At 77.3% G+C, this 2,110-nt stretch carries 1 protein-coding gene; it reads right to left on the minus strand.

Annotated features, from left to right (window positions below; genetic code table 11):
• On the minus strand, positions 1 to 2,110 hold a 2,110-nt coding region (locus tag MHW47_RS34875), incomplete at both ends, for an amino acid adenylation domain-containing protein (RefSeq protein WP_239227833.1).

A 2,110-nucleotide genomic window follows, 5' to 3' on the forward strand; every position in this document is an offset into this window, starting at 1 on the left:
CGGGGGGCTCGGCCGGGGTCGGGGGCTCGGCCGGGAGGTGGGCCGCGGGGTCGGCCGGGGTGGAGGTTGGGGACTCGGTCGGGGGGTGGGTCACCACGTAGCCGACCAGGTGGGGTGAGCCGTCCGGGGAGGGTGCCGTGGTGACCGCGGCGGCGGTCACCCCGTCCAGGGCGAGGAGGGCGGCCTCGATCTCGGCGGGTTCGACGCGGTGTCCCCGGATCTTCACCTGGTCGTCCGTCCGGGCGAGGTAGTGGAGTTCTCCGTCCGGTGTCCACCGGGCGAGGTCGCCGGAGCGGTAGAGCCGGGAGCCGGGTGGTCCGAAGGGGTCGGCGACGAACCGGCTCGCGGTGAGGCCGGGCCTGCCGAGGTAGCCGCGGGCGACGCCGGGGCCGCCGACGTACAGCTCGCCGGGGGTGCCGGTGGGCACCGGGCGCAGGTTGTCGTCGAGGAGGTGGATGCGGGTTCCCGGCAGCGGGGTGCCGATCGGGCTGCCGTCGCGTTCGGCGTCGCGGGGGGTCAGGTCGCGGCGGGTGGTGTGGACCGTGGTCTCGGTGATCCCGTACAGGTTGACGAGGGTGGGCGCGGCCGGACCGCTGTGGCGCCGGTACCAGTCGCGCAGGGTCCGCGGTCGCAGTGCCTCTCCCCCGAACACGATCCAGCGCAGGGCGAGGGCGCTGCCGCGCGCCGGGTCCTCGGCGTCGGCGCGGTCCAGGGCGGCGAAGGCGGACGGGGTCTGGCTGAGGACGGTGACGCGTTCGCGCACGAGGAGGTCGAGGAAGGCGCGGGGCGAGCGGGCCACGTCGTACGGGACGACGACGAGCCGGCCGCCGTACGCGAGGGCGCCCCACAGTTCCCAGACGGAGAAGTCGAAGGCGCAGGAGTGGAAGAGCGTCCATACGTCGCTCGCGCCGAAGCCGAAGGGGGCGGCGGCGTCGGTGAGGAGGGCCACCGGGCTCTCGTGGGGCACGACGACGCCCTTGGGCGTGCCGGTCGATCCGGAGGTGTGGATCAGGTAGGCGGGGTGCGCGGGCAGCAGCGGGGTGAGCCGGTCGGTGTCGTCCACGCGGGTGGGGGCGTCGGCGGCGGTGGGCAGCGCGGCGGGTTCGCCCGGGGTGAGGACGTGGACGGGGCGGGTGTCGGCCAGGACGAGGTCGGTCCGTTCGTCGGGCCAGTCCGGGTCCAGAGGGACGAGGGCGGCACCGGACGCGGCCACGGCGAGAACGGCGGTGACGAGGTCGACGGAGCGCGGGAGCCGCACGGCGACGGTGCGGCCGGGTCCGGCGCCGCGCCGGATCAGGGCGCGGGCGAGGCGGTGGGCGCGGGCGGCGAGTTCGCGGTAGCTGAGGGCCGTGTCGGCGTCCTGGACGGCCACGGCTTCGGGGAAGCGGGCCGCGGACCGGGCGAAGAGGTCCGGGAGGGTCCTGGGACGGTCGTCGGAGCCGGAGCCGGAGCCGGAGCGGGGGGCGGGATGCGGACGGGCGAATCCGTGGGTGGCGGGGCGGGCCGGTCCGTGGAGGGCTGGGCGGGGTGCCGTGCGTCGGCGTTCGGCGGCGGAGAGGGCGTCGAGGTCGCGCAGGGCGGTGTCCGGAGCGGTGGTCAGGCCGTGCAGCAGCCGGAGGTAGCGGCGGGCCTCGGCGGCCGCCTCGGCGGGGCCGTACCGGTCGGGGTCGGCGTCCGCGTCGACGCGCAGGCCCCCGTGGCGGTCGTCCGGGTAGACGGTGACGGACAGGTCCTGGACGGGGCCGATGGCGATGTTGCGCATCGCCGCGGGGCGGCCGGCGAAGTGGCGGCCGTAGCTGAACGGCAGGACGTTCACGGCCAGGGCGTGGAGTGCGCCGCCGCTGCCGGTCAGGCCGAGGTCGGCCAGCTGGTCCTCGTACCGGTGGCGCCGGTGCGGGAGGACGGCCGCCATCTCGTCCGCCACCGCGTGGACCAGGTCGCGGGCGGGCCGGTGCGGGTGGACGGCGGTGCGCAGCGGGAGGATGTTCGACGCCGTGCCGGCGGGCAGCAGGGCGGTGTCCCGGTCGCGGGCGGGCACCGGCAGCCCGAGCACCACCTCGTCGGGGGCGCCCGCCCCGGCCCGGACGTGGGCGAGGAGGGCACCGGCCGC

This window comes from Streptomyces sp. OfavH-34-F, assembly GCF_022347745.1.
In the GTDB taxonomy this organism is placed as follows: domain Bacteria; phylum Actinomycetota; class Actinomycetes; order Streptomycetales; family Streptomycetaceae; genus Streptomyces.